20 protein-coding genes, 2 pseudogenes and 1 other annotated feature are annotated in these 20,433 nt (G+C 40.3%); of the genes and pseudogenes, 12 read left to right on the plus strand and 10 right to left on the minus strand.

The genetic code is table 11. The annotated features are described in order from the left end of the window. Window positions 1-66 precede the first annotated feature (66 nt). From rpmA to AB6M99_RS06370, 4 genes are all read right to left on the minus strand, one after another. Window positions 67-357: a 50S ribosomal protein L27 gene (gene rpmA / locus AB6M99_RS06355; protein ID WP_027972895.1), complete on the minus strand. Its 291-nt coding sequence runs from the start codon at window positions 355-357 to the stop codon at window positions 67-69. 34 nt (window positions 358-391) lie between these two features. After that, window positions 392-706, minus strand: a complete 315-nt coding sequence (gene rplU, locus AB6M99_RS06360) for a 50S ribosomal protein L21 (protein ID WP_121834610.1) — start codon at window positions 704-706, stop codon at window positions 392-394. 34 nt (window positions 707-740) lie between these two features. Then, window positions 741-812: a sequence feature (ribosomal protein L21 leader region), on the minus strand. 98 nt (window positions 813-910) lie between these two features. After that, on the minus strand, window positions 911-2,131 hold the full coding sequence (gene thiI / locus AB6M99_RS06365) for a tRNA uracil 4-sulfurtransferase ThiI (protein WP_369350444.1): 1,221 nt from the start codon (window positions 2,129-2,131) through the stop codon (window positions 911-913). A 3-nt stretch (window positions 2,132-2,134) separates the two neighbouring features. After that, window positions 2,135-3,277 carry a cysteine desulfurase family protein gene (locus tag AB6M99_RS06370; protein WP_121834608.1) on the minus strand — a complete coding sequence of 381 codons (1,143 nt, stop codon included), beginning with the start codon at window positions 3,275-3,277 and terminating at the stop codon, window positions 2,135-2,137. A gap of 721 nt (window positions 3,278-3,998) precedes the next feature. Here AB6M99_RS06370 and AB6M99_RS06375 point away from each other — a divergent pair. From AB6M99_RS06375 to AB6M99_RS06390, 4 genes and pseudogenes are all read left to right on the plus strand, one after another. Further along, a pseudogene (locus AB6M99_RS06375) lies at window positions 3,999-4,767 on the plus strand (amino acid ABC transporter ATP-binding protein). A gap of 8 nt (window positions 4,768-4,775) precedes the next feature. Continuing rightward, on the plus strand, window positions 4,776-5,564 hold the full coding sequence (locus tag AB6M99_RS06380) for a transporter substrate-binding domain-containing protein (protein ID WP_121834606.1): 789 nt from the start codon (window positions 4,776-4,778) through the stop codon (window positions 5,562-5,564). Window positions 5,565-5,577: 13 nt separating this feature from the next. Beyond that, the gene (locus tag AB6M99_RS06385) at window positions 5,578-6,282 is read left to right on the plus strand and encodes an amino acid ABC transporter permease (protein ID WP_121834605.1); all 705 of its coding nucleotides are present in this window, start codon (window positions 5,578-5,580) and stop codon (window positions 6,280-6,282) included. A 12-nt stretch (window positions 6,283-6,294) separates the two neighbouring features. Next, complete coding sequence (locus AB6M99_RS06390; RefSeq protein ID WP_121834604.1) at window positions 6,295-6,945, plus strand: amino acid ABC transporter permease; 651 nt, start codon at window positions 6,295-6,297, stop codon at window positions 6,943-6,945. A gap of 43 nt (window positions 6,946-6,988) precedes the next feature. On the opposite strand, the gene AB6M99_RS06395 is transcribed toward AB6M99_RS06390, so the two are convergent. Both AB6M99_RS06395 and AB6M99_RS06400 read right to left on the minus strand, forming a co-directional pair. Then, window positions 6,989-7,570 carry an HD family hydrolase gene (locus tag AB6M99_RS06395; RefSeq protein ID WP_121834603.1) on the minus strand — a complete coding sequence of 194 codons (582 nt, stop codon included), beginning with the start codon at window positions 7,568-7,570 and terminating at the stop codon, window positions 6,989-6,991. A gap of 9 nt (window positions 7,571-7,579) precedes the next feature. Then, a complete protein-coding gene (locus AB6M99_RS06400; protein WP_121834602.1) occupies window positions 7,580-8,332 on the minus strand; it encodes an SDR family oxidoreductase in 753 nt (250 codons plus the stop codon). 116 nt (window positions 8,333-8,448) lie between these two features. Here AB6M99_RS06400 and AB6M99_RS06405 point away from each other — a divergent pair, with 116 nt between their 5' ends. Further along, window positions 8,449-9,192: an ABC transporter ATP-binding protein gene (locus AB6M99_RS06405; protein ID WP_121834601.1), complete on the plus strand. Its 744-nt coding sequence runs from the start codon at window positions 8,449-8,451 to the stop codon at window positions 9,190-9,192. Next, window positions 9,192-10,784, plus strand: a complete 1,593-nt coding sequence (locus AB6M99_RS06410) for an ABC transporter permease (RefSeq protein ID WP_121834600.1) — start codon at window positions 9,192-9,194, stop codon at window positions 10,782-10,784. The genes AB6M99_RS06405 and AB6M99_RS06410 overlap by 1 nt, the downstream gene beginning before the upstream one ends. Window positions 10,785-11,144: 360 nt before the next feature. Here the strand turns inward: AB6M99_RS06410 and pta are convergent, their stop codons facing one another. From pta to AB6M99_RS06430, 4 genes are read right to left on the minus strand one after another with little or no spacing between them, the layout of a single operon-like run. Beyond that, window positions 11,145-12,128 (minus strand): phosphate acetyltransferase, encoded by a 984-nt coding sequence (gene pta, locus AB6M99_RS06415; RefSeq protein WP_121834599.1) that lies wholly within the window; start codon window positions 12,126-12,128, stop codon window positions 11,145-11,147. A gap of 6 nt (window positions 12,129-12,134) precedes the next feature. Then, on the minus strand, window positions 12,135-13,040 hold the full coding sequence (locus tag AB6M99_RS06420) for an RluA family pseudouridine synthase (RefSeq protein WP_121834598.1): 906 nt from the start codon (window positions 13,038-13,040) through the stop codon (window positions 12,135-12,137). Next, window positions 13,030-13,866 carry an NAD kinase gene (locus AB6M99_RS06425; protein ID WP_369350445.1) on the minus strand — a complete coding sequence of 279 codons (837 nt, stop codon included), beginning with the start codon at window positions 13,864-13,866 and terminating at the stop codon, window positions 13,030-13,032. The genes AB6M99_RS06420 and AB6M99_RS06425 overlap by 11 nt, the downstream gene beginning before the upstream one ends. Continuing rightward, window positions 13,841-14,512 (minus strand): GTP pyrophosphokinase family protein, encoded by a 672-nt coding sequence (locus AB6M99_RS06430; RefSeq protein ID WP_121834596.1) that lies wholly within the window; start codon window positions 14,510-14,512, stop codon window positions 13,841-13,843. The genes AB6M99_RS06425 and AB6M99_RS06430 overlap by 26 nt, the downstream gene beginning before the upstream one ends. A 300-nt stretch (window positions 14,513-14,812) precedes the next feature. Here AB6M99_RS06430 and AB6M99_RS06435 point away from each other — a divergent pair, with 300 nt between their 5' ends. From AB6M99_RS06435 to AB6M99_RS06460, 6 genes and pseudogenes are all read left to right on the plus strand, one after another. Continuing rightward, window positions 14,813-15,385 (plus strand): CYTH domain-containing protein, encoded by a 573-nt coding sequence (locus AB6M99_RS06435; RefSeq protein WP_121834595.1) that lies wholly within the window; start codon window positions 14,813-14,815, stop codon window positions 15,383-15,385. Window positions 15,386-15,601: 216 nt separating this feature from the next. Continuing rightward, window positions 15,602-16,558 carry a ribose-phosphate diphosphokinase gene (locus AB6M99_RS06440; protein WP_121834594.1) on the plus strand — a complete coding sequence of 319 codons (957 nt, stop codon included), beginning with the start codon at window positions 15,602-15,604 and terminating at the stop codon, window positions 16,556-16,558. Further along, a complete protein-coding gene (locus tag AB6M99_RS06445; RefSeq protein WP_121834593.1) occupies window positions 16,559-17,671 on the plus strand; it encodes a cysteine desulfurase family protein in 1,113 nt (370 codons plus the stop codon). 72 nt (window positions 17,672-17,743) lie between these two features. Next, window positions 17,744-18,091, plus strand: a complete 348-nt coding sequence (locus tag AB6M99_RS06450) for a DUF1831 domain-containing protein (protein ID WP_121834592.1) — start codon at window positions 17,744-17,746, stop codon at window positions 18,089-18,091. Window positions 18,092-18,512: 421 nt separating this feature from the next. Beyond that, window positions 18,513-19,207, plus strand: a pseudogene (locus AB6M99_RS06455) (transposase); the annotation flags it as partial. A 470-nt stretch (window positions 19,208-19,677) separates the two neighbouring features. Beyond that, window positions 19,678-20,307, plus strand: coding sequence for a redox-sensing transcriptional repressor Rex (locus AB6M99_RS06460; RefSeq protein ID WP_121834591.1), 630 nt, complete (start codon window positions 19,678-19,680; stop codon window positions 20,305-20,307). The last annotated feature ends 126 nt before the right edge of the window (window positions 20,308-20,433 follow it).

The following is a 20,433-nucleotide window of genomic DNA, read 5'->3' on the forward strand; positions in this document are numbered from 1 at the left end:
GGTACCAAAACAAAAAAAGAGGCCTTCCGAAAACTCGGAAAGCCTTTTGTTAAGCTATTTCTAGCCTTATTTCGCAATTGGGTAAACAGAAACTTGTTTTTTATCGCGACCTTTACGTTCGAAGCGTACAACACCTTCAACTTTTGCAAAAAGTGTGTCATCTCCACCACGTCCTACGTTCACACCTGGGTAGATGTGAGTTCCGCGTTGACGGTAAAGGATTGAACCACCAGTTACAGTTTGTCCATCAGCTGCTTTAGCACCAAGACGTTTTGCTTGTGAGTCACGACCATTTGATGTAGAACCTCCACCTTTTTTGTGGGCGAAAAGTTGCAAGTTTTCAAGATTTTTCAACATAATATTTGTCCTTTCCTATAAATCAGTTGCCAGATTACGCGTTGATAGCGCTGATAACAACTTTTGTGTAAGGTTGACGGTGACCTTGTTTACGGTGGCTACCTTTTTTAGGTTTGTATTTGAAAGTAACAACTTTCTTTTGTTTACCTTGTTTTTCGATAGTACCAACAACTGTTGCACCTTCAACGACTGGAGTACCAACTTTAGTAGTTTCTCCGCCTACAAGAACAACTTCGTTAAAAGTTACTTCTGCGCCTGCTTCAGCGTCGATTTTTTCAACGTAGATAGCTTGACCTACTTCAACTTTAACTTGTTTACCACCAGTTTTGATGATTGCGTATGTGCTCATGATGCACCTCCTATAAATTTTTAATGTGAGGTTTCCCTCTGTGAAGACTCGCCTTGTACCGTGGGACAAACCACTTAAAACGGGACTCGCGCGGTTGCACAGGATGTGCATTTAGTCAACGTTACTATTCTAACACTCTTAGTTATCTTTTTCAAGAAATTTGTTGCGATTTATAACATTTATTTATCATTTTTTCTATAAAAATTACAACAAATCTTCAATCAAATCTTCAACGTCATCATTTTCGGCTTGTGGTGTGATTTCTGTAATCATAATTCCTGCAACAGCTCTTTCAACCAGCCCTTCGACATCCATGCGGCGTTCATACTGTTCGGCATTTTTTATTTTAGGATTTGTTTTTGGACGGTCTGGGGCAAAAATAGTACAACAATCCTCAAACGGTTGGATGGAGATATTGAAGGTGTCAATTTTTTCGGCAATGTCAATGATTTCCAATTTGTCCATCGTAACAACTGGTCGAATAATTGGCGTGTTAGTCACCGCATTAATCGCCTGCATGCTCTCCAAGGTTTGACTGGCAACTTGTCCTAGGCTTTCACCATTAATAATCACCAAGCCATTTCTTTCCTCACGGATACGGTCTGTGATTCGCATCATAAAGCGACGCGTCAAGGTCATCAAGTAAGCTTCAGGGGCTTTTTCTTTAATTTCTTCTTGAATTTCAGTGAAAGGAACTTCGGTAAATTGGATATTTCCACCAAATTTCGTTAGCTTACGGGTTAAATCATGGGCTTTCTTGAGGGCACCTGGACTGGTGTAAGGTGGGCTTGCAAAGTGAACAGCTTCAATATCTACTCCTCGTTTGAGGGCAAGGTAGCCAGCCACAGGAGAGTCAATACCACCTGATAACATCAGCATTCCCTTACCAGAAGTACCAACTGGCAAACCACCAGCACCTTTTATTTCTTCGTGGGAAATGTAAGCTGCTTCGTCACGGATTTCAACCTTGAGTGTCACATCTGGCTTTTTCATTTGGGCTTGGATGGATGGCAGAGCACGAAAAACAGCGTCTCCCAACGCATGGTTAAGTTCACGACTATCCAACTCAAAGCTGTGATCCGCACGCTTCGCTGCTACCTTAAAAGTCAATCCTTCCTTATACAAACCAGTCATGATTTCCTGCACCGCTTTTTCCAAAACAGCGACGTCTTTAGAAAGGCGATAAACCGGATTAAAGGCTTGGATACCAAAAATTTGCTTGAGGCTTTCTGCAACCGGTGCATAGTCCTGACCATTGAGAAAAACGTGGCAACGATCGCGGTCAGCAGTGACGTGGACCTCTGGATAAATGGATAACACATCTTGAATATTGCGTTTTAATTTGTTGATAAAACGCATACGGTTTTTCCCTTTTGTTGATAGTTCACCGTAACGAACCATAATTTCTGAATACACTAAGGTCATTTCTTATCTCACTTTCTTTGTCTTGTCATAAATTTGTCTAAAAACGGTCAAAAATTGTTCCACTTGGCTCATATCATTATCATCATCAAGACTGATACGAACAGCTGTTTGTGCAGATTTGGTCGAAACTCCCATTGAAATCAGAGTCCCTGCTGGTTTACCAGCTTTTGATGAACAGGCTGACGTCGTTGAAATGTAGATTTCATGCTCTTCAAACGCATGAACCACAACCTCTCCTCGCACCCCTTTAATCCCAAAGGTCAAAATGTTAGGAGCAAACTGTTCATTTCCTGAAAAGACCGTGATATCTTCATAGCGCAGCAATTCGTCGCGAATAACCTCTCGCATTTTTGCAATTTTAACAGTTGCTGTTTCTGCCTTATCTAAGGTTAAACGCAGAGCTTTTGCCATGGCGGCGATACCTGCCACGTTTTCAGTCGTTGAGCGCAGGTCTTTTTCTTGCCCTCCCCCTGTCAAAAGCGGTGCGATTTTCTTACCTGACTTTTTATATAGGAAACCAACACCACGGACAGCATGGAATTTATGACCTGAGAACGATGCCAAATCAACACGCTCTGTCAAGAAAACCTCTACTGGAACTTTACCGATAGCCTGTACGGCGTCCACATGAAAAGTGATTGTGGGCTTATCCGCTAACAGCTCTGAAATCTTTTGAATTGGCTGAACAGAACCAATTTCATTATTAACAGCCATAATAGATACTAAAATCGTATCTGGTCTCAAAAGCCCTGCCAATTGGTCAACATCTACAAAGCCATCCTTATCAACCGGAGCGTAGGAAATGTCAAATCCTTGTGTCTTTAACCATGTCGCTGATTCCTTAACCGCAGGATGTTCAATATCAGAAACGATAATATGCTTGCCATAGCGTGCTTTTTCAAAAGCCACACCCTTAATCGCCCAGTTATCACTCTCCGTCCCACCAGAGGTAAAGAAGATTTCTTCCTGTTTTTTCCCTAAAAGCTCTGCAATTTGTCGGCGAGAGGCTTCTAAAATTCGTGTTGATTTGTCGCCAAGACTATGTAGGCTTGACGGATTTCCGAAAATTTTAGTTGCCACTTCTTGATAAGTATAAAGTGCCTCAGGATAAGGCTGCGTTGTGGCTGCATTATCAAAATAAATCATCTATTTCTCTCCATAAAATCAATCCTCACTATTATACCACATGTCTTGCAATCTGTTAGTAATTAAGATAAGAAAACGATTGAACGGTTGATATAGTGTTTTAGCTTTAAAATAGTAAACTCGTTAAGATAAAATGTCTCAGTCACAATGAATTCCTCTTCAATATATGGTTGTTTTATAATATTTTATTACTGGTATTTTCTGCAATCATTACGAGCGACGAAGTCGCCACAACTAGCACTTTCCGCAGTGGTGATAGAGAGTGGGACAGAAGTCATGATTTCGAAGAAATTGACTTCGTCGTCCCACCTCCGCACAGTTGATTAGGATGGCCGCTAACGATTGCGTAGCAAGGGTTTAGGACCTCCAATCAACCACTGCGTCAATCTGTTATTACCATTAAAAATAGAAGGTTGAGATATTTATGTCCCAACCTCGTGGGGGTGAAACTGTCCACTGGACAATTTCACTGCTAAGAATACCACTATAGCGAAAGAAACATTTTTTCTCGCTACGCTCGTCACTATCTCAATGATATTAGAAGTTCTAAAATTCTAATTTTGATTTTGAATGAGTATAAGCATAATTGACAGTCATCCAAAATCAATGAAAGATTAGAATTTTCTAAAAATTCCACACAAATACTTGACACCGTTTTCTATTTGTGATATCTTACTTTCATGTTATATTATATAACATAAATCATTTTTGGAGGTGTCTTATGGCATTGATTGAATTTAAGAACGTCAATAAATATTATGGTGACTATCACGCCCTACGTGATATTAATTTATCCATTGAAAAAGGACAGGTTGTTGTACTTCTTGGTCCCTCTGGGTCTGGAAAATCAACACTTATTCGCACGATCAATGCTCTTGAAACGATTGATTCTGGAAACCTTCTTGTCAATGGGCACGAAGTTTCTCAGATTAAATCTAAAGAACTCCAAACACTTCGTAAAGAAGTTGGTATGGTTTTCCAACATTTCAACCTCTATCCGCACAAAGATGTGTTAGAAAATGTAACACTTGCACCAAAAAAGGTTTTAGGACTCTCTGACAAAGAAGCGACAGCTTTAGCCGAAAAATACCTAACCTATGTAAATATGTGGGACAGAAAAGACTATTACCCTGCCACCCTGTCCTGGTGGACAAAAGCAACGGGTCGCCATTGCTCGTGGTCTTGCCATGCAACCTGAACTTCTCCTTTTTGATGAACCGACATCTGCCCTCGACCCAGAAACTATTGGTGATGTTCTTACCGTCATGCAAAACTTGGCAACTGAGGGTATGAGCATGGTCGTCGTCACTCATGAAATGGGCTTTGCTCGTGAAGTTGCTGACCGTATTATCTTTATGGATCAAGGAACTGTTCTGGTTGACACTACTGACGTCAACGCTTTCTTTGAACACCCAACCGAACCACGCGCCCAGCAATTTCTCAGCAAAATTATCAATCACACTTCTGAAAAAGTCAGCAAGAAAGACTAGGTGATTCTATGAAAAAATGGCTTCTTTCTGCCCTGCTTTTACTTCTAACAACTATCGGTGTTACCCGCGTCTCAGCCGATACCAATAAGGTTGATGCGATCAAAAAAGCTGGCGTCCTTCGTGTCGGTGTGAAGCAAGATGTCCCAAATTTTGGCTACCTCAATGCTGAGACTAATCAATTTGAAGGCATGGAAATTGATATTGCCAAAAAATTAGCAAAATCCCTTGGAGTTAAGGTGGAGTACACTCCTGTAACCACCCAAACTCGTGAACCGCTTATGGATAACGGACAAGTTGATATTATCATTGCCACTTACACCATAACAGAGCAACGTCAGGCTAGCTTTAGCATCTCCGATCCTTACTACTATGACCAAATTGGTTTTCTCGTCCGCAAAAAAAGTAAAATTCAAACTATGGATGATTTAGATGGTTTGACCATCGGCGTTGCTCAAGGGGCAACAACTAAGGCGAATTTAAAAGCCTACGCAGAAGAAAATGGCTTATCCTTTAAGTTTGTTCAGCTAGGCTCTTATCCTGAATTAACCATGTCTCTTCAAGCCAAACGTATCGATGCCTTTTCCGTTGATAAATCTCTTTTATCAGGCTATGTCCATAAAGGTAATCGCATGCTAGATGATGGTTTTAACACACAAGCCTACGGCATTGCAACTAAAAAAACAAATACCGATCTCACTGACTTTATCAACCAAGAATTAACGAAATGGCGTCAGAATGGCAGTCTTCAAAAAATCTACGATAAATTTGAATTGACACCAGCTGAGCCAACCAACTAAGAAAGGAGCGCATATGATATTAACAACTGCACCTCTTAGCCCTTGGGCTTTGGAACGCTGGACTGGTTTGCTAGACCATCTTGACGAATTTGCCTTTGGTTTTTTATACACTTTAGGTACGGCAGCTGGCGCCTTGATTTTAGCACTTGCATTAGGAACAGGATTTGCTATGCTAAATCGCCACCGCCTCCCTCTCGTCCGTTTAATCGCTAGAATTTATGTCGAGGTCTTTCAAAATACTCCCCTTCTAGTTCACTTTGTTTTCCTATACTATGGACTAGCCATTGTGACCGAGGGTGCTATTCGCATTAACACCTTTTTCACAGCTGTTATCTGTGTTGGGCTTTACCACGGTTCGTACATTGCTGAGGTCATTCGCTCTGGTATTGAATCTGTACCAAGAGGTCAGACAGAAGCTGCCTTATCGCAGGGCTTTTCTCAAAAAGAGACAATGTGGTTGATTATTCTTCCCCAGGCGGTTCGCTCTATTTTACCACCTCTGACTAATCAAGTGGTTAACCTGATTAAAAATACGGCAACAGTTGCCATTATTTCAGGAGCAGATATCATGTTTACCGCCAAAAACTGGGCCTATGATACAACAAACTACGTCCCTGCCTTTGCTTCTGCTGCTCTTCTTTACTTCATCATGTGCTTCCCAGTTGCGGCTTGGGGACGTCGTATTGAAGCTCAAAACAAGAAAGCCTATCACCTCTAAAAGGAGAATGCTATGTCTGATATTTTCACATTAACCAACCTAAGCTTTTTATTAAGCGGTTTAGGACTGACCCTGTATATCTCTTTCTGCGCCATTATCTTATCAACGCTTTTTGGTAGCATTTTGGCGCTCATGCGTAATCATCAGAAAAAATGGCTGAGCATCCCAGCCAGCATCTACATTGAGTTTGTCAGAAATGTCCCAAATCTTTTGTGGATTTTCATTATTTTTCTGGTCTTTCAAGTCAAATCAACACCAGCAGGTATCATCGCATTTACAGTGTTTACCTCGGCTGCGCTAGCAGAAATTATTCGCGGAGGGCTAAACGCTATTCCTACTGGGCAGACAGAGGCAGGACTCGCTCAAGGATTTAACCATATCCAAATCTTTGTTTATATCATTTTCCCCCAAGCCTTTCGGAAAATGTTACCAGCTATTATTTCCCAATTTGTCACGGTTATTAAAGACTCCTCCTTCCTTTACACCGTAATCGCCCTGCAAGAATTTTTCGGAAAAAGTCAAATTCTCATGGGAAAATACTTTGAAACAGGACAAGTATTTACCCTTTATGCTATCGTTGCAGGAACCTACTTCCTCATCAATTTTGCCATTTCAAGCTACTCCCGCCACTTAGCCAAAAGCTGGGCAAGTAGTTTAGAGTAAACCAAAAGGCAGAACCCTTTGTTCTAGCCTTTTTTCATATCTTCTAGGGCAAATACAATCCTTTTTCGACACTTTGATCAATCATATCAAGTACCCATTGCCACAAATCTGGACTCTCAGCTTCAATGAAGGCTTTCTTAGCTAAGACCTGAGTTTTAGTCAGTCCGTCTGGATTATCACCTTCTTCTGCAATTAAAAGATGGTTCATCAGCGGTGCTATGGCATCAACACATCTTGCATATCTAGCCTCAACCGAATGACCTTTCTCGAACTCTTGCCAAAGATTTAGATAATATTCTTTTTGTTCCATTGGTAAAAAAGAAAAGGTCTGTGTTACTGATGCCAACTCTCGTTCATAAGAGTCTAACTTTCCAATCTCATCAAATGCAGAAGTATCACCTACTCCAATTTCACCGACATCATGCAAGAGTAACATGGTCATCACTTTTTCCATGTCAACTGTTTCTGAAAAATACTGACGTAGTGTGACCGCCATCAGCGCTAATTGCCAAGAATGCTCTGCCGAATTTTCAAATCGCTTGTCCAAGGTTTGATTTTGACGCGTAATGGTTTTAAGTTTTTCGACTTCGTTAAAAAAGTTCCATTGGGCTTGTAATTCTGTCACATTGTCCTCCTAGTCTCTCTCAACTGGCTGTGGACCAAAACTTTGTGAAGTTGGCATGATTTCAATGCGGTTAATATTGACATGTTCTGGTTGCTCTGCGATCCATAGAACGGTATTAGCAATATCTTCTGGCTGAATACTGTTAGCCCCTTCGTACAGCTTTTCTGCTCTGCTATTGTCCCCTTTAAAACGGACATTTGAAAACTCCGTGCCTCCGCAAAGTCCTGGTTCAACATTGGTCACGCGCACCTTAGTTCCTGCCAAATCCGCACGCAACTCTAAGCTAAACTGCTTAACGTAGGCCTTTGTCGCTCCATAAACATTGCCCCCTGGATATGGGTAAGTTCCTGCTGTTGAGCCGATGTTGATGATGTGACCGGACTGTCTTTCTACCATTTGGGGTAAAAGCTGACGCGTTAAATATGTCAGACCTACGATATTGGTCATAATCATGGTCTGCCAGTCTGCAAAATTGGCCTCATAAGCCTTATCAAGTCCCAGAGCAAGGCCAGCGTTATTAACCAAAATATCAATCTGCTGCCACTCTCTAGGCAAGCTAGCTAGCGCTGTGTCAATAGATGTCAAATCTGTCATATCCATCATCAAAGGGTAAAAATTCTCCCCATACTGCTCTTTTAAGTTCATCAGTTTCTCAAAGCGCCTTGCAGCACCAATCACTCGATAACCTTTGTTAATAAAACTTGCTGTCATCGCCGTGCCAAAACCAGCTGAAGCTCCTGTAAGCAATACCGTCTTTGTCATATCTCATCCTCCTTTTTAGTTATCATATCACTTTTTGTAAAAAAAATCATGTAAGTGCTTTACTTTTGTGTGACTAAAGTAGTATAATAAACAAAAAGATTAAAGGAGATTTTAGGATGATTACATTTGACCATGTTTCTAAGCAATATGGAGATAAATTTGCCCTTAGTGACCTTAATGTAACCATTGATAATGGGGAAATTTTTGGGCTCATTGGGCACAATGGTGCTGGTAAAACCACGACAATTTCTACGCTGACCTCTATTATTGAGCCAACCTACGGTGAGATTAGTGTTGACGGTATGAAACTAACTGAGCATCGTGATGAGATTAAACGTAAAATTGCCTATGTACCTGATTCTCCAGATATTTTCTTGAATTTAACTGCCGATGAATACTGGCATTTTTTAGCAAAAATTTATGGTGTTTCAGATGAAGAGACTGAAAAACGTATCGAAGAACTTGCTAATCTTTTTGACATCTATGATCGTCGCTTTGAAACCATTAGCAGTTACTCACACGGTATGCGACAAAAGGCTATCATTATCGGTGCCCTAGTGCCAAATCCTGATATTTGGATTTTAGATGAGCCTTTGACTGGTTTAGATCCACAGGCGTCATTTGATTTGAAAGAAATGATGAAAAAGCACGCTAGCGATGGCAATACCGTCATTTTTTCAACCCACGTTCTAGCTGTTGCTGAACAACTCTGTGACCGTATTGGTATTCTTCGTCAAGGAAAGCTAATTTTCGTTGGAACCTTGGAAGAACTCAAAGCAGACCATCCAGACAAAGATTTAGAAACCATCTATCTGGAACTAGCCGGTCGGAAAACAGAGGAAAAGGCAGGTGAGGCTTAATGAACTGGGCAATTATTTGGGAGTTGGTTAAAATCAACTTGCTCTACTCTAATCCTCAGGCCTTAGGGGCTATTCGTCAAAAACAATCAAAACGGCCAACCAAAAAGATTTCAGCCTACAAGAGCATGTTGCGTCAGCAAGTTTTTCTGGCACTTTTCCTAGGGCTCATCTATAGTGTTCTCTTCATCGGCATTGACTTCTCCAAGACACCAGGGCTGTTCACCGTTTACCTATTGACCTTCATGGGAATCTCTATCCTAAATGCTTTCCCGGCTGTCTTTACAGTTTTCTATGATAGCAAGGATAGCCAACTCTATCTTCCTTTGCCTATCAAACCGGGAGAGTTGCTTATTGCCAAAACTTTATCAACATTGGGCATGATTTTAGGATACCTTGTCCCTGCACTTGGGTTGCTTATTCTGTGTTACCTCCAGCTCAGTAACCCAGTCATTGCAGTTCTGCTAGGGCTATTCAATTTCCTTTTAATCACCCTAGCAGTGCTTGGGATTTCTGTGGTTTTGGTGAATCGTCTCGGCAGCATTTTGATCAAAAGCCCACATAAAAAACTAATATCAAGTACGCTATTGGTCTTATCACAAATCATTGCCTTTATTGGGATTATGTTTATCAACACCAATAATTCCAGAGAAGTTAGGGAGTCTGGTGGCAATCTGACTGCCTTGCCAGAATTACCATTATTTAGTGGTTTTTACCACATTGCAGATGCCCCATTCTCTATGGCTAGCATCATCAATTATGGTGCTTGGTTCCTACTTCTAGCCATTTTAATCGCTATTATCGCTAAAGTCGTTATTCCAAGCTATTATCGTCAGCTTTGGCAAATTGATAACGGACCCAAAACTATCCGCCAGCGGAAAACAAAGGTAAACCGAACAACCAACAATCTGTTGTTCCGCCACCATCTCAGCACTCTAAAAGTTCCTGCTTTGTGGTCTACAGTTTTCTTGACAGCTTTTCTGTACCTTTTCTTCTTAGCTGGAATGTTGACAAGTGGGCAACTTAATTTCGCTAGCATCACCCCTGATTTCTTTGGTATCTTGTTGATTTTTGGCATCTTAGTCGGCATGACGTCAACTGCACTGACAATGGTCGGAATCTCTCTCGAACGAGATAATTACACCTTTATCAGGACCTTACCTATTAACTTTAAACGGTTCCTAGTAACAAAATTCTGGATTTTATTTGCGATTCAAGCTGGGATTCCTGCTCTAGTGTACAGCCTTGTTGGAAGTCTCATTGGACTTCATCCAATCCTTGTCATCTCACTTGCTACCGGTATTCTTTTAGGGTCATTTGTCCCAGGACAATTTGATTACCGTAAAGACCTCAAACACTTGATGCTCAATTGGCAAAATGTTAATCAACTGATGACAAGAGGCAATCGCAACTTTCTCACTGCCTTACTAGGTATTGTACTTATTATCGGTTTTATCGCATTAGTTGTGTTTTCTGTTATCCTCGCCCATCAATTTGGTGCCCTAACAGTCAGCACAGTTCTCACGATTCTGACTATCATTATCGCTCTTTCATTCCAAATTTATATTTATCGCAACTTTTGGAAAAACTTGTAACATACTTTAGAGGTTGAGACGTAAATATCTCAGCCTTCTTTTTATATGATAGTGGAATGAATTAAAAATAGGGAACAAATATATAAAAATATAGAAAACAATTCTATTTCCCATCTCCTATTTTGCGTACTGTTATTGATTCAAATTACTATAGTAATAGCAGATTGACGCAGTGGTAAAAACGAGCGTCACTATTTCGCTATCCTTTCCTTTGACGGTCATGATTTCCAACGTCAGACTTAAGAATCCCCAATAGGCTCACCGATATCGGGTGCCCACAGAGGACTTCCACCTCAGATGGACAACATGCCCGTCGTACACACTATAAAAAACTCGCTCAGAATTGAACGAGTTTTTTTATTAATTATCCAAAGCTTGAGCAGCAGTGATAATTGACAATTTATAAATATCTTCTGCTGATGAACCACGTGACAAGTCATTGACAGGCTTATTGAGACCTTGTAAAATTGGTCCTACCGCTTCAAACATACCCAGACGTTGAGCAATTTTATAACCAATATTACCTGATTGTAAATCTGGGAAAACAAAAACATTTGCTTTACCTGCAACTGGGCTAAATGGCGCTTTAATTTTCGCTGTAATTTCATCAAAGGCAGCATCGAACTGCAATTCACCATCAATCGCAACATTAGGAGCTAGTTCTTTAGCAATAGCTGTCGCTTCTTGGACTTTAATTGCCTGAGGCGCATTTGCACTTCCCATAGTTGAGAAGCTGAGCATCGCTACTTTTGGTTCAATATCAAAGATGGCTGCTGTCTCAGCAGTATTGACTGCAATTTCAGCCAATTCTTGTGCATTTGGATCAATATTAATAGCACAGTCTGCAAAGATATAGCGTTCGTTGGTATTTTCACGGTTCATCAAGAAAACACCTGATGTACGAGAAATACCCGGTTTAGTTTTAATGATTTGAAGAGCTGGGCGAACAGTATCTGCTGTTGAGTGGATAGCACCTGATACCATACCATCAGCAAGACCTAGTTGCACCAACATCACACCAAAGTAGTTCACATCACGAAGCAGTTTATCAGCATCTTCAAGAGTTGCTTTCCCTTTACGAAGCTCGACAAATTTTTCTTTCATTTCTTCAAAACCATCATAGTTGTTTGGATCTAAAACTGTGATACCTGGGTCTGCAAAACCAAATGAGACTAAAAGATTGTGTACAGCATCTGGCTCACCAAGAATAATCGGCTCAATCAAACCTTCAAATTTCAAACGAGCTGCTGCACGCACCACACGTTCATCAATACCTTCTGGAAAAACAATTTTAACTTGTTTTCCAGCAATTTTTGCACGTAAATCGCCAAATAAATTACGCATAATTTCTCAACTTTCTTTTATTTTTTGTTGTAACTTTAGGATAACGCTTTCCATGTCAGCTGTCAAGGAACTCGTTTGTATTCTTTGTGTTCTTGTGAAGGGATCTGTGAAAGAGAGGTAATGGCAATGGAGCGCTTGTCGCTCAATACCATACGCCATTGAACCACCGTAAAGATCATCTCCTAAAAGCGGTTGCCCAATATGAGAAAAATGAACTCGAATCTGATGAGTCCGGCCTGTGTGAAGCTGAATATCAACTAACTTCACCTTTCCGTAACGCGCAACAACCTTATACGACGTGTGGGCATATTTCCCAGAAGGATGAACACAGCGTGTAATAATGGAGTCTTCAGGTCGAGCAATCGGAGCAATAATTTCCCCTTCATCCGGTAAATCGTCTTCACCTGCTACCAAGGCATAATAACGCTTTTCAATGACCTTTTTCTGTAACTGCTTATCCAGTCTGGCATGGGCGTAGCCGTGCTTGGCAAAAAGCATCAAACCACTGGTATCCTTATCAAGCCGCGTCACAATATGAACTTGCTTATTAGGATAATTTTGCGATAAATAATAGCCCTTAACACGATTCGCCATGGTATGAGAATGTAGAACACTGGGAATACTGGCAATGCCATGAGGCTTATTGAGGATGATAAAATGGTCATCCTCTGAAACAATCTCTAAAGGTTCATATATTGGTTCAAGACTGCCATTGATATCTTCTTCATCAGGAATTTCAATGGTTACCACATCACCAACATTTAAAACAAAGATAGCATTTTCTTCCTTACCGTTTACCCAGATATTTCCACCCTTAAACTTAATTTTAGCCAACAATGCTTTAGACACATCGTGCTCTTTTAAAAGACTTTTTACTTGGCAGGGTCTATGGGCAATATACTCAAATCTCATGTTCTTCTCCAACAAAGGCATCCTTGACCCGTTGCCAAAAACTCGTGTGGCGTGGAGTCGCTACAAAACTGATTTTAGCCTGATCAATTTCGTAAGTCACACGCTGCACATTGCGATGGTGATAGGTTTTATTATCCACGGTCAATACATAAGCCCCTACACGTTTAGGAACAATTTCAATCAGATCTTTTTTAGGTACGATAATTGGGCTTCCCAACGTGCGATAAACACGGTTATTTAAACTGGCAATCTCTGTTAATTGCAGAGCTTCAATCGTCGGATGAAGTACCGCCCCCCCAAGAGATTTGTTATAAGCTGTTGAACCAGTTGGTGTAGAGACAGCCAAACCATCGCCACGGAATCGTTCCAGAAGGACGTGGTTAACCAAAACATCTGCTACCATTGTTTTTTCAAGACGCTTAATCGTAGCTTCATTTAAAGCACGAGAGGTCACTATCCGCCCATCAGATAAGGTTAAGGAAACCTTTAAAATGGGATATGAAACCTTTTCACCACGATCTTCACGAAGATTACGTAACAATTCTTCCACTTCAAAATCACGGTAATCGGTATAAAATCCCAAATGCCCGGTGTGCACACCTACAAAACGAACACGTTCTAACTCTTTTTCATACGCATGAAAAGCCGATAAAAGCATCCCATCTCCTCCAATGGAAATCACAATATCGGGATTACGTTTTGTTAAATAAAAATCAGGATCGTCACGCAAAGCTTTAAAAATCCTGTCAGCAACCCGACGGCTCTGTGGCTTACCATTGGCGATGATTGCGACTCTGGTACTATCGGTATAATTCATCTGTGTCATCACTATTTCCTATTCCGTCACTTAATTTTCGACTATCGTGGTCAAATAAGAGTTGCGCTTCACGAATATCTTCACGAATTTTTCGCATTTCTTCATCCAACTCAAGAGCAATCTTTGCCGTAATCTCCAAACGACGTTTAATTTCATCTGGATAGGCACCACGGTACTTGTAATTTAGAGAATGCTCAATCGTTGCCCAAAAGTTCATTGCAAGGGTACGAATCTGAATCTCTGCTAAAACTGTCTTAGGTCCGTCAATGGTATTAACAGGATATGAAATAACAACATGATACGAACGGTAACCACTCATTTTCATATGATTGATATAATCCCGCTCACGCACAATGGTCATATCCGTTCGATGACGAAGTAACTCTAGGACTTCGTCGATGTCATCCACAAATTGAACCATAATACGAAGTCCCGCAATATCTTCAACTTCCTCAGCCATATTTTCAAAGGCAATATTTCTGCGGACTAATTTTTCTTGAATACTTTCGATAGACTTGACACGCCCCGTAACAAATTCAATAGGTGAATGCCTATTTTGTTTCCGGAATTGCTTACGAATGCCACGTAACTTAATTTTTAATTCCCCAACCGTCTGGATATAGGGATCAAGAAAACTTTCCCAATCAAAATTCATCTTTAAACTACCTCAGGATGCCTTAGCCTACCAAATATCTCTGACAATGATTCTGTCTAATGGTCAGCTAGATTATAGAAAATTAAAACAAATTCAATAGCCACTTAGGACCACTATCATTTTAGCACTACATCCCATGCTCAGTTTGCCACATGTCGCGACGAAACTGAACATTCCTTTCTAGTGTTGCCGTATAAACTCTTCCACTCTTTCTTGTCAAAAAGCTAACTTTTAGCTACAATGAACATAACACTTAATTATACCATAAATTCAGAATTTTTAGAGAAAGAAATAGCAATCATGACAACCCTTGAAATCGAATACAAGACACTCCTCAACCAAGATGAATTTAATCGTTTAGAGAGTCGCTTATCCCACATCAAACCTGTCACACAGACCAATTATTATTTTGATACCGCCAATTTTGACCTTAAAGCACACCGGATGTCTTTGCGTATTCGCACGTTTTCAGACAAGGCTGAGCTGACGCTTAAAATCCCTCAAGAAGTAGGGAACGTCGAATATAACCAAGCTCTGCTTTTATCCGAAGCCAAAAAAGCCATCAAAGAGGAAAAACTCCCTAAAGGCGAGATTCTCAATATCTTAACCAATGAAAATATCCCATTAGAAAACCTTAAAGTGTTGGGACACTTGACTACTGTCCGTCGAGAAACACAGACACCAATCGGCCTTTTAGCCTTAGACTATAACCAATATGCAGGGCTCAAAGATTATGAATTAGAACTAGAAGTCTCAGATGCTACTCAAGGAAAAATCGATTTTGACAACTTCCTAGAGCAGCATAACATCTCGTTCAAATACGCCAAAAGTAAGGTCGCCCGCTTTTCAGCTACCTTAAAAAATGCACACTGATAAGCTAAAGACAATAACATTATCCATCATACACTAGAAACTGGTGAAAAACATCAGTTTCTTTTTTTGTGCAATCAAATCTCTAAAGTAATAACTATTTTCAATGGCTTCATGCTTTTATAGTGATTTTATCGGTTCCATTAATGCTTTTTATCAGATTTTTTGGTAAAATAATAAACGTAAAACTTTCATGTCAATTTAAGAAGGAGCTTAAAAATGTCCGACAAACAAATGAAACTTTTCTCCCTCTCATCTAACCATGAGATTGCTGAGCAGATTGCTAAAGCTGTTGGTGTCCCACTAAGCAAGCTATCTTCACGCCAATTTGCTGATGGTGAAATTATGGTGAATTTGGAAGAAAGCGTGCGCGGAGTTGATGTTTACCTTATCCAATCAACGAGCTATCCTGTAAATGATAATCTCTGGGAATTGCTCATCGCTATCGATGCTTGTAAACGTGCCAGTGCATCTAGTGTGACTGTCGTTATGCCTTACTTTGGCTACTCACGTCAGGATCGTATTGCTAAAACACGTGAACCAATTACTGCAAAATTGGTAGCTAACATGCTCGTCAAAGCTGGTGTTGAACGTGTCGTGACACTTGACCTTCACGCTGTCCAAGTACAAGGATTTTTTGATATTCCAGTAGATAATCTGTTTACTGTTCCACTTTTTGCTAAACACTATATTGATAAAGGCTTAACAGGTTCTGACGTTGTTGTCGTAAGTCCTAAAAACTCAGGTATCAAACGTGCTCGTAGCCTCGCAGAATACTTAGATGCCCCGATTGCTATTATTGACTATGCTCAAGACGATTCAGAACGTGAAGAGGGGTATATCATCGGTGATGTTGCAGGGAAAAAAGCCATTCTTATCGATGACATTTTAAATACTGGTAAAACCTTTGCTGAAGCGTCTAAAATTTTAGAGCGTGATGGTGCAACTGATATTTATGCCGTTGCTAGTCACGGACTTTTTGCAGGCGGTGCTGCTGACATTCTTGACCTTTCTCCAATCAAAGAAATTCTCGTCACAAACTCAGTTGTAACTAAAGAACGTCAGCCTGAAAAAATTCTTTATCTCTCTGCAAGCGAGTTGCTCGGTGAGGCCCTTGAACGTATTCACGAACACCAACCAGTCAGCCCACTTTTTACTTACAAACCAGGAAAATAAATGATTTATTTTGACAATGCAGCGACAACTCCGCTGACCCCCTCAGTTATTTCAGCGATGACTGAAATCATGGAGACAACATTCGGTAACCCTTCTAGTCTCCACACCTTTGGTAGACAGGCTAATCAGCAGTTACGTGCCTTTCGCTCTGCTATTGCCCAAAGTCTTAAAACCATTGACCGTCATATTATCTTTACCTCAGGTGGTACAGAAAGTAACAACACTGCCATTATTGGTTACGCTCTTGCGAATCAAGATAAGGGCAAACATCTCATCACAACAGCTGTTGAGCACCATTCTGTCCTTCACGCGATGACATATCTTGAAAATCGTTTCGGTTTTGAGATTACTTACCTGTCTCCTGTTGATGGCAATATTTCAGCCAAACAGGTGCAAGAAGCCCTGCGTCCTGATACAATCTTAGTGTCAATTATGCATGCTAATAACGAGACTGGGACCATTCATCCCATTTCTGAAATTGGTCAAGTTTTGGCTGACCATCAGGCTGTTTTTCATGTTGATGCTGTGCAAACGGTTGGAAAAATCGAAGTCCTTCCTGAAGAATGGCATGTTGATTTCTTGTCTGCCTCTGCCCATAAATTTCATGGACCTAAGGGCGTCGGATTGCTGTTTGCCAAAGAACACTACTTCGATAAGTTGTTACACGGAGGCGACCAAGAAGAGAAACGCCGTGCTTCTACCGAAAATATGATTTCCCTAGCTGGTATGGCAACTGCCCTTAGTGAAAGTATCAACCATGTGGAAGAGAATTATCAGCATATCAGCGATGTCCGTCAAGCCTTTTTAAATGAATTATCAGGATTAGACTACTATATCAATGCTGGCTCAGAGACGCTTCCTCATGTCTTAAACATCGGTTTTCCCAATGGAAATAACGGACTTCTTCTCACCCTACTGGATTTGGCTAGCTTTGCTGTGTCCACTGGCTCTGCTTGCACAGCTGGCGCCGTTACACCGAGTCATGTGCTAACAAGTTACTACGGACCAGAATCGCCTAAACTTCGCGAATCTATCCGAATTAGTTTTGGAGAACAAAATACAGTTGAGGAAGCTCAGCTTTTAGCACAAAAATTAAAAGAATTATTAACATAAACTCTAAAAATAGGAAAGGAACTGAACTTGGTCTGTGCCACGGTTGTATAAATCAAATTCTGATAACTTATTATGGCATTTGAAAAAGAAATCCACTTGACTGACTGTCGCTTCTCATATGCGATTAGTCCAAATATTAAAAAATACACCCTACGTGACACCACTTTTATGCAAAATAAAGTTGGGAACTACGAGCTAAATCGTCTTTTAGAAATCGTTCCAAACTCTGGCGAAGGGTTCCCATTAAAAATCACTATCAACAAAGAATTAACAGCATTTAAACTGACGATTACAGATAAGTCTGGACTTCGTCTTGTCAATATCTTTAAAAAGGAAGAACACAAAATTCTCCAAGATAAATTCTACTTCCTAATGGATAGCTTAGTTGAGCGTGATATTTTTACCAAAACTGAGATTTAATACTCATTCAAAATCAAAATGGTACATTGTTAACATTTTTAGGAATTGTTCCTCAGCTGGTGAGAGGCGAAAGCGCTCCCCTAGAGACTGGACAAAAGCTCGAATTTTAGTTTTTCTCTTAACATTTGAACAATAGTAAATGGTTTAGAATCAACGTTTCTTAACGACGTTAATCTAAGCCATTTACTATTTTTAAAACGTTTTGCCAGCCTCTTTTACCACAACGGAAAACTCCCAATCTCAGGGACTTTGTCACCTTGATTACTGTCGCCTCCAATCGGAAAGCTGGAGAAAAAATACTTTTTAATACTTAACCAAATTCAAAAATTACTTTTGTTTTTTTCTTAAAAGTGCGGACGCTCCAAAGGTCTGGGAGACCTTTGGAGGTGGGAAATAGAGTTGATAAAGTCAACATCAAAACCTCCTTTTCCGTATGGACAGTGGTTTTGCGACGCCAAAACTCTATGATGTGATCGAAGACAGTGCCAATACTATCTCTTCAAACTCAAGAACAATACGGTGTTGAGTCGTTTGGGGGATTTGTCTCTTCCTAGCCTTGAAGATGAGGAGTTAACAATTCTTCCTCATGCTTCTTACTCCGAGGCTTTCTATCAAGCGGGTTCTTGGCGCTCTTGTCGTCATGTCTGCCAATTCTCTCATCGAAAAGAGGGGGAATTGCTTTATGATGTTGTCTCTCTGGTTACCAATATGACTGGTGGAAGCAGTGAAGAGCACTTTCAACTCTACCGTCAGCGTGGGCAAGCAGAAAACTTTATTAAAGAGATGAAACACGGCTTTTTTGGTGATAAGACAGACAGTTCTACTATGCTCAAAAATAAAGTTCGGATGATGTTGAGTTGCATCGCCTGCAACCTTTTCCTTTATATGAAACATCTTGTTGGTGGAGGTGTGGAGAGATTAACCATTAAACGTTTTCGTCAACTGTATGTGGCGATTGCTGGAAAATGTGTTCAAACTGCTAGAAAACAGATCCTGAAATTGTCACAGTTGTATGCTTATCAAGAGCAGTTTAGGAGCCTATTTCATTGCATTTCCAACTTGAATCTCCGATTACCTGTCGTTGTTCAGGCGGGAAGGCAGTTACTCGACGGATAAGATGACCTATTTTTTAAAATCGATGAGCGCACCAAGGGGGAAGCCTGCCCTTTTTTAGAAAATAGGAACTGGTTCTCCTATTTCACCGAGTCTTAACGATAATAAAACGTTAAAATCCTCAGAGAAATGATTAGGGGTGGTTCTCAGTTCTAAGGATTTTTTGTTATGTTGGAGAATCTTGAAGAAGGTGTGAATAATTCAGGTTAAACGCTTGTGTAGCAATAGGTAGTCTACCTCCTATAAAATCATCTTATTCCCATTCACTTTCTCTTTCATACTCATCCAATCATGGCTACAATCCAAGCTATTTGGGATTACATTGGATAACATATCCTTTTAAAATAGTATTTATTTTGTCTTTTTAGAAACTGTTTTGTTGATTTTTTCACAAAGTTTCATTATAATAAAAGGTATCATAAGCATGAAAAAGAGGGGCATTATCCTCAACTATTTTAGAAAGAGACTATTATATGTTAGAAAAAAATATTCCAAATGCTACTGCTAAGCGTCTTGCCTTATACTATCGTATTTTCAAACGCCTAAATGCAGATAACGTTGTCAAAGCTAGTTCTCAACAAATCGCGGACGCGATGGGGATTGATCCTGCTACTGTTCGTCGTGACTTTTCTTATTTTGGTGAACTCGGACGTCGTGGGTTTGGTTACGATACACAAAAATTGATGAATTTCTTTGCGGAACTCCTAGGTGATCACTCGACAACAAATGTTATGTTGATTGGGGTCGGAAATATCGGGCGTGCCTTGTTACACTACCGCTTCCATGACCGTAACAAAATGCAAATTGCTCTTGCTTTTGATACCGATGATAACGAATTAGTCGGTACAAAGACAAGTGATGGTATTCCCATTTACGGCATCTCTAGCCTAAAAGAGCACCTTGCTGAAACACCTATTGAAACTGCTATTTTAACGGTTCCTTCGACTAAAGCGCAGGAAGTCGCTGATATCTTGGTTGAAGCTGGTATCCGAGGTATTTTAAGCTTTTCACCAGTCAATTTACAAGTTCCTAAAGATGTCATTGTGCAATATGTTGACCTAACGAGTGAACTTCAAACCCTACTTTACTTTATGAATAATTAACCCCACTAAAAAACTGAGGAGAAAGACTTGACTCCTCGGTTCTTTTTTTATATTATCAGATTACTTGTTTTTATAAGTTATCGTTATTTCAGTCTCTATTTGATAAACTTGATAAGTATAATACTC

It is taken from the genome of Streptococcus hillyeri (assembly GCF_041081565.1).
Taxonomy (GTDB): domain Bacteria; phylum Bacillota; class Bacilli; order Lactobacillales; family Streptococcaceae; genus Streptococcus; species Streptococcus hillyeri.